Origin of the sequence: Paracoccus sediminilitoris (assembly GCF_003259195.1) — a bacterium.
GTDB classification, from domain to species: domain Bacteria; phylum Pseudomonadota; class Alphaproteobacteria; order Rhodobacterales; family Rhodobacteraceae; genus Paracoccus; species Paracoccus sediminilitoris.
Genome location: NZ_QJPK01000054.1, coordinates 1 through 6,442 on the forward strand (window position 1 = coordinate 1; position 6,442 = coordinate 6,442).

The following is a 6,442-nucleotide window of genomic DNA, read 5'->3' on the forward strand; positions in this document are numbered from 1 at the left end:
AATAGGCCACGCCGCAGCCCAGCATGTACTGCCCCTCGATCACGGTGACGCGCAGGGGGGCGTCGGGATCGCGCAGCAGATGGGCGGCCAGCAGGACGCCGCTGGCGCCGCCGCCGATGATGACGACATGCGGCAGATGGGCCGCATGGGGCGCAGACGTGTCGGCCAGGGGGATGGTCTTCATGGCAAGCTCCTTTGCTTGGTTGCGGGGGCGGTGGGTGTGCTAGAGGGCGGCGATCAGCAGTCCCGTCCATAGGACCAGGCTGACGATGGTCAGCGTCAAAACGATGCGGTCAGAGCAGTCGGTGTCGCGGGGATTGGTACGGCGCAGATAGGCTTTGGTCTGGATGTCGAACATGGGAAACTCCGTTCTTAACGGGGGAAATCAGGCCAGCCGTCGGGTGGGCTGCGCCATCGGCGAGGCGCGTGCGCCGAGCAGACGGCGCAGGACCCCGGGCCGCGCGGTGCGCGCCAGCAGGTCGTCGCGCAGTGCTTTTCCTATCGTCCATGGGCCAAAACCCGATGCCGCGTTGACATGACCCGCATGGCCGATGTCGTGCAGTTCCGCGCCCCAACTGTCGGCCAACTGGCGACTGTGATCGAAGGCCATCCACGGGTCGTTGCGGCTGGCCACCACCGTCGTGGGCACGTCGAAATGTTCACGGGGCAGGGTGCCGAAGCCGCGCGTCCTCTCAGATGTTGCCGGATCGGCAGGGGCGACCAGCAAGGCCGCACGGACCGGCAGCCCCGGCCATCGGGCGAGGAGATGCGCGATGGTCACCGCGCCAAGCGAATGGCCGACCAGAATGCTGTTTGGATAGGTGAAAATATGGACAGCCAGCGCAGCTTCCCAAACTTCGCGAACGGGACGGCTTGTGTCACCCATGTCCAGCATCATCGCATTCGGGTCGGTACGCGCCCACCAATCCTGCCAGTGCGGCGCAGGAGAGCCGTCGAGGCCGGGGACGATCAGTGTCTTGGTCATCGGATGTCTCCTTTTATCTCGCATAAAACTACAATGATGGTCGTGTATTACGATTCCAAAGATCACCTTGAAAAGGGAACAGGGTTCTATCGGTCGCGGGTGTTAACGGGATAGGCGGTCGTGTGACGTAGCCGTTCCATCGCGAACTGCGATGTGACGCTCTTGATCGCCACGGTGTCGGTCAACGCCTTGTAGAAGCGGTCATAGGCGGCCATGTCTGGCACCGCAACGCGCAGCAGAAAGTCGATATCGCCTGCCATCCGCCAAGCTTCCATGACCTCGGGCAGGGCGTCGATGGCGCGGGCAAAGGCCGCGCGCCAGTCCGTGCCGTGGTCCGGCGCCTCGATGCCGACGAAGACGGTCAGGCCAAATCCCAGCATCGCCGGATCGGCCAGCGCCACGCGGCCTGTCAGCACGCCATTGGCCTCAAGCTTCTGAATGCGCTTCCAGCAGGGGGTCTGGGACAGGCCGACCTTGTCGGCGATCTGGGCGATGGGGATGGTGGCGTCTGCCATCAGCGCCGCGACGATCTTGCGGTCGATCAGGTCCAAAGGCGGGTTTTGGGTCATCAGGCGATTCCTTTCTCCCGCAGCATGCCGCAATAGAATATAATGTCTAGCGTGTTTGTCGTTATTATAGAACTCGCCAGCGACTGATGTGCAGCAAGCGCGTGTAAAAACCCCGACTCTTGGTCGTCTTTTCTTTTGCGCCGCGCGGAATTGCCTTATATCCGGCGGACAACAACGCATTCGGGGGCCGCGCCATGATCACGCAAAAGATGAAATACGCGCTGAAGGCCCTGCTGGTTCTCGGCGACGAGGCGCGAAGCCCGCGTCCCGAGCCCCTGACGATTGAAGCCATCGCCAAGCGGTCGGGCACCCCCAAGCGGTTCCTGGAGCAGATCCTGCTGGAGGTGCGTAATGCCGGTGTCGTGGCCTCGATCCGCGGACGATCGGGAGGATACACGCTGATCAAGCGCCCCGAGGACGTGTCGATCTCGGAGCTGCTGCGGCTGATCGACGGGCCCATCGCACCCTTGCCCTGCCTCTCACGGCGCGCCTATCAGCGCTGCGAGGACTGCACCGACGAGGCCAGCTGCCGCTTGCGTCGCGTGTTCTCCGAAGTGTTCTGGTCCTATCTGATCCTGATCGAATCGCTGAGCCTGGCGGACATGCTGGGTTCCGAGGCAGTTGCGGCACAGGTCACCGGCACCTGATCACGGGCCCGTCCCACGGCATCTGACAGTCAGGACTGCAAGTTTTGCATAACCTGACACCACAGCGCCTTGGGGGCAGGGCGCATGGCCTATGACCGATCAGACAGCAGCGCGGAGAACATTTTTCTCTTTAGACGACTAAATCAGCCGATTTATTTCCATTGCTAAAAACGAGTATCCCTGTCGTTATTAAGGTATCGTAGCGCCACACCCGGCCCGAACCGAAAGGGATGATCCGATGACCTCGACCCACCCCCTGACCCAAGGCCGTCCGGTGCTGTGCGCCGTGACGCTGATCGACCGCCGCACCGGCCGCCCGCATCGCCTGAATGGCGCGGCCTTGGTCGCGCTGAGCCGTGATCCCCATGGCGCCGCGGCCGAACTGCTGGCCGGGCGCGACGCCCGGCTGTGGGATGCCCGCATCCAGCCGCTGCCCGCCCGCACTCTTTGACCAGACCCAGATCATCAGAAAGGACAGGCCATGACCATCATCACCATCCACACTGGCGGACGCTCTTCTGCTCAGGGTCCCGCATTGACCACCACGCTCGACGGTCGGGTCACCATCCAGACCGGACGTGGCACGCTGACCGGCTGGCCTGTCGGCCGCCTGACCCCTACCGGCATCTGAACGTCATAACGGAGTTTCCCCATGTTCCTGCGTCCCGCCGCTTTTGCGATCGCCGTCCTTGCGCCCGCTGCCCATGCCGAAAGCCTGCTGAATGTCAGCTATGACCCCACCCGAGAGCTGTATCGCGAGTTCAACGAGGCCTTTGCCGCCCATTGGCAGGCCCAGGGGAACGACGCTCCCCAGATCGAGACCAGCCATGGCGGATCGGGTGCGCAGGCGCGCTCGGTCATCGACGGCCTGAATGCCCAGGTGGTGACCTTGGCTTTGGCCAGCGACGTTGATCAGATTGCCGCCTCTGGCAAATTGCCCGAGGACTGGCAGTCCAAGCTGCCACACAATTCGAGCCCCTATACATCGACCATCGTGTTCCTGGTGCGTGACGGCAATCCCAAGGGCATACAAGACTGGGGCGACCTGACCGCCGAGGGTGTCGAGGTGATCACACCCAATCCCAAGACGTCGGGTGGGGCGCGCTGGAACTATCTGGCAGCCTGGGCCTGGGCCGAGAAAAACGACCGGGACCCCGCCGAGTTCGTGGGCCAGATCTTTGCCAATGTGCCTGTCCTCGACACCGGCGCACGTGGGTCGACCACCACCTTCGCGCAGCGCGGCATCGGGGACGTGCTGCTGGCGTGGGAGAACGAGGCCTATCTGGCGCTGGCCGAACTGGGCGAGGATCAGTTCGATATCGTCGTCCCCAGCCTCTCGATCCTGGCCGAGCCTCCCGTGGCTCTGGTCGAGGGCAACATCGCCAATGACGAACAGCGTGCTCTGGCATCGGCTTACCTGGATTACCTCTATACCCCCGAAGCTCAGGCGATGGCCTTCAAGCACTACTATCGTGCCTGGGACGACAGTGCGGCCGATCCGGAAGACGTTGCCCGCTTCCCCGACCTGCAGTTGGTCAGCATCGACGAGCTGGGTGGGTGGGCCAAGTTGCAGCCCGAGCATTTCGGAGACGGCGGCATCTTCGATCAGATCTACGTGGCGCCATGAGCAGCCCTCTTGTCCAACGCACGGCAATGCCCGGTCTCGGCCTCTCGGCCGGGATCACCCTCTTCATGCTGACACTGGTGGTGTTCCTGCCCATTGGCGCGCTGCTGTGGAAGGGCGCCGCCTTTGGCCCGGCGGCCCTGTGGGACACGATCAACCGCGAGCGGGTCTGGGCGGCGCTATGGCTGTCCTTCCGGCTGTCCTTCCTGGCGGCCTGCTTCAACTTGGTCTTTGGGGTGATCGTGGCCTGGGTGCTGGTGCGCTATCGCTTTGCGGGGCGGCGCATTGTCGATGCCGCCGTCGATCTACCCTTTGCCTTGCCGACCGCCGTTGCCGGCATCGCGCTGACCGCGCTTTACGCACCGAACGGCGTCTTGGGCGGGCTGGTGGACGATCTCGGCTGGCGCATCGCCTATACCCAATGGGGCATCTGGCTGGCGCTGGTCTTCGTGGGCCTGCCCTTCGTCACCCGTACCGTTCAGCCCGTGATCGAAGAGATCGAAGCCGAGGTCGAGGAAGCCTCCGCCACCTTGGGCGCGTCGCGGTGGCATACGCTGCGCCATGTCATCGCGCCGATGCTGATGCCCGCCGCCCTGACCGGCTTTGCGCTGTCGCTGGCCCGGGCGGTGGGCGAATACGGATCGGTCATCTTCATCGCGGGCAACATCCCGCTGCGCACGGAAATTGCCCCCCTGCTGATCGTGATCCAGCTGGAGGAATACAATTACGGCGCCGCCGCCGCCATCGGTCTGGCGATGCTGGCCATCAGCTTCACCATGCTGCTGGCGATCAATCTCATCCAGATCTGGTCGCGCCGGAGGATCGGTCATGTTTGACGCCGCACTTCATAAACCGGCCACTTCCACCCGCTTCCGGTCCGCCACCGATGAATCACCTGCCGCCCGTTGGGCGCTGATCGCGGTTGCAATCGGTGGTCTGGCCCTGCTGGTCGGTGCACCTTTGGTCATCGTCTTTGCCGAGGCCCTGTCGCAGGGCTGGGCCGCCGCGGTCGCAAGCTTGGCCAGCCGGGACGCGCAATCCGCGATCCGCCTGACCCTGCTGATCACCGCCATCGCCGTGCCACTGAATGCGGTCTTCGGCATCGCCGCCGCATGGTTCATCACCAAGTTCGACTTTCGCGGCAAGGCCTTCCTGATCACACTGATCGACCTGCCGTTCAGTGTCAGCCCGGTCGTGGCGGGCCTGTGTATCGTTTTGCTGTTCGGGGCGAATTCGGCCATCGGCGGATGGCTGGTGGCCAGCGGATACCCGATTGTCTTTGCCGTGCCGGGCATCGTGCTGGCCACGGTCTTCGTGACCTTCCCCTTCGTCGCGCGTGAGCTGATCCCCGTGATGATCGAACAGGGGCGCGCCGAGGAGGAGGCCGCGCTGACGCTTGGTGCATCCGGTTGGCGGGTGTTCCGCACGGTGACACTGCCCAACATCCGGTGGGCGCTGCTCTATGGCACGCTTCTGTGCACCGCCCGCGCGATGGGTGAGTTTGGCGCGGTCGCCGTCGTGTCGGGCAAGATCCGCGGCCAGACCGCGACCATGCCGATCACGATCGAGATGTTCTATAACGAATACCTGTCGGTCGCGGCCTTTTCCATGGCGGCGCTGCTGACCGGGTTGGCGCTTCTGACACTACTCCTGAAAACTGCGCTGGAACTGCGTCATGCCGACCAGCTTGCCGCAGTCCGCCGCCACTAGAGAGGGGCCTGAGATGCATATTCAAATCGATGAGATCGCCAAGGAATTTGGCACCACTACCGCGTTGCACCCCGTGTCGCTGTCCATCCCCTCGGGGGCGCTGGTGGCACTGCTGGGACCGTCGGGCTCAGGGAAGACCACAGTTCTGCGCATCCTGGGCGGCCTGGAGTTTCCGACCTCGGGGCGTGTCATGTTCAACGGCCAGGACACCACGGGCCTGTCGGTGCAGGACCGCCGCGCGGGCTTCGTTTTCCAAAGCTATGCCCTGTTCCGCCACATGACAGTGTTCGAAAACATCGCCTATGGTTTGCGCGCCCGCCCGCGCGCCAGCCGCCCGCCCAAGGCCGAGATCGATCGCCGGGTCCTGCAGCTTCTGGACCTGATCCAACTGCCCCAGATCGCCGACCGCTATCCAACCCAGCTGTCCGGCGGTCAGCGCCAGCGGGTGGCCCTGGCCCGCGCCTTGGCGATCGAGCCGCGGATGCTGCTTCTGGATGAGCCCTTCGGCGCGTTGGACGCCAAGGTCCGCAAGGAACTGCGTCAGGGCCTGCGCGACATCCATGACGAAACCGGCCTGACCTCGGTCTTCGTCACCCATGATCAGGACGAGGCGATGGAGCTGGCCGATCTGGTCGTCGTCATGTCCATGGGCTGCATCGAACAGATCGGTAAGCCTCAGGACATCCGCGCGCGCCCCGCGACACCGTTCGTCAAAGACTTCATCGGCGCTTAAGCCATGACGTCCCGCCCACACTCTGCACCGACGCGTCCTAAACGCATCCTGCAGGTTGCGGGAGGTGTGCTGTTTCAGATGACAACACGCTCAATGCCTGATGTCGCCCTAGGTGTTCAGTCCCGGCATCTGGTGGATCGGGTCGAGGATGAATCTGTCTGGCTCTGATGTCCA

11 protein-coding genes are annotated in these 6,442 nt (G+C 63.8%); 7 read left to right on the top strand and 4 right to left on the bottom strand.

All coding sequences use genetic code 11. The annotated features are described in order from the left end of the window. From DKT70_RS17235 to DKT70_RS17245, 4 genes are all read right to left on the bottom strand, one after another. Positions 1-184, bottom strand: a 184-nt coding sequence (locus DKT70_RS17235) for an FAD/NAD(P)-binding protein (protein ID WP_199559644.1), incomplete at its 3' end; no start/stop codon positions are given. 39 nt (positions 185-223) lie between these two features. Then, positions 224-358, bottom strand: a complete 135-nt coding sequence (locus tag DKT70_RS18695) for a hypothetical protein (RefSeq protein WP_267895666.1) — start codon at positions 356-358, stop codon at positions 224-226. A 27-nt stretch (positions 359-385) separates the two neighbouring features. Further along, the gene (locus tag DKT70_RS17240) at positions 386-985 is read right to left on the bottom strand and encodes an RBBP9/YdeN family alpha/beta hydrolase (RefSeq protein WP_111560290.1); all 600 of its coding nucleotides are present in this window, start codon (positions 983-985) and stop codon (positions 386-388) included. Positions 986-1,071: 86 nt separating this feature from the next. Beyond that, on the bottom strand, positions 1,072-1,554 hold the full coding sequence (locus tag DKT70_RS17245) for an Lrp/AsnC family transcriptional regulator (RefSeq protein ID WP_111560291.1): 483 nt from the start codon (positions 1,552-1,554) through the stop codon (positions 1,072-1,074). 194 nt (positions 1,555-1,748) lie between these two features. Here DKT70_RS17245 and DKT70_RS17250 point away from each other — a divergent pair, with 194 nt between their 5' ends. From DKT70_RS17250 to DKT70_RS17275, 7 genes are all read left to right on the top strand, one after another. Next, the gene (locus DKT70_RS17250; RefSeq protein WP_111560297.1) at positions 1,749-2,201 is read left to right on the top strand and encodes an RrF2 family transcriptional regulator; all 453 of its coding nucleotides are present in this window, start codon (positions 1,749-1,751) and stop codon (positions 2,199-2,201) included. A 238-nt stretch (positions 2,202-2,439) separates the two neighbouring features. Further along, positions 2,440-2,652 (top strand): hypothetical protein, encoded by a 213-nt coding sequence (locus DKT70_RS17255; RefSeq protein ID WP_111560292.1) that lies wholly within the window; start codon positions 2,440-2,442, stop codon positions 2,650-2,652. A 30-nt stretch (positions 2,653-2,682) separates the two neighbouring features. Continuing rightward, positions 2,683-2,832, top strand: a complete 150-nt coding sequence (locus DKT70_RS18120) for a hypothetical protein (RefSeq protein WP_158530152.1) — start codon at positions 2,683-2,685, stop codon at positions 2,830-2,832. A gap of 21 nt (positions 2,833-2,853) precedes the next feature. Beyond that, a complete protein-coding gene (locus DKT70_RS17260; protein ID WP_111560293.1) occupies positions 2,854-3,828 on the top strand; it encodes a sulfate ABC transporter substrate-binding protein in 975 nt (324 codons plus the stop codon). A 26-nt stretch (positions 3,829-3,854) separates the two neighbouring features. Next, positions 3,855-4,661 (top strand): sulfate ABC transporter permease subunit CysT, encoded by an 807-nt coding sequence (cysT, locus tag DKT70_RS17265; protein WP_407672236.1) that lies wholly within the window; start codon positions 3,855-3,857, stop codon positions 4,659-4,661. Then, a complete protein-coding gene (gene cysW / locus DKT70_RS17270) occupies positions 4,654-5,535 on the top strand; it encodes a sulfate ABC transporter permease subunit CysW (protein ID WP_111560295.1) in 882 nt (293 codons plus the stop codon). The genes cysT and cysW overlap by 8 nt, the downstream gene beginning before the upstream one ends. A 13-nt stretch (positions 5,536-5,548) precedes the next feature. Beyond that, complete coding sequence (locus tag DKT70_RS17275; RefSeq protein ID WP_111560296.1) at positions 5,549-6,268, top strand: sulfate/molybdate ABC transporter ATP-binding protein; 720 nt, start codon at positions 5,549-5,551, stop codon at positions 6,266-6,268. Positions 6,269-6,442 lie beyond the last annotated feature (174 nt).